The 552-nt window shown below is 26.8% G+C and carries 1 protein-coding gene; it reads right to left on the minus strand.

The genetic code is table 11. The features are described from left to right. A partial coding sequence (locus tag AZI32_RS17560) for a GAF domain-containing protein (RefSeq protein ID WP_157450993.1) occupies positions 1-552 on the minus strand: 552 nt, incomplete at both ends.

Below are 552 nucleotides of genomic sequence, written 5' to 3' on the forward strand. Positions count from 1 at the left end.
ATAAACATCTGGTTTAATTTTATCTAAGGTAAAAAAGCTTGATAGCTCTTTTTTCTTTCCATTTATATTTGCTCCATGTATTACTATAACAGCTTCTCTACTTTTTGTTATATTACAAGCTTGTTTACTTAGATGATCTAAGAAACTCTTTATATCTTTGTTTAAATATAGTTTCTTTGTTGCATCATTTATAGAAGATATAGCTCCTCTTAATTTATGTATAAGATTTTGTATATCATTATTTTTACTTGTTATCTCTATAGATAAACTTATTAAAGATGCTACTGACGAAATAAAGTCCATATCATCATCTGTAATTTTATCATCTTCAGTTAAAAAGCATGTCATAAATCCAGTTACTTTGTCATGAACTATAAGTGGAAATACGATTCTTCCTATATATCCTTCATTTGTAGCTAAATCCCTCTCATCAAGAGCTCTTTCATCTAAAAATACATTTTTAACATAAACTACTTTTTGCTCTTTTACAGCCTCATGAATATACTTAGGATACTGATTAAAATCTATTTTAACTCCTATTGGCTTCTCTAT

This window comes from Clostridium sp. ATCC 25772 (genome assembly GCF_001573875.1).
GTDB classification, from domain to species: domain Bacteria; phylum Bacillota; class Clostridia; order Clostridiales; family Clostridiaceae; genus Clostridium_J; species Clostridium_J senegalense.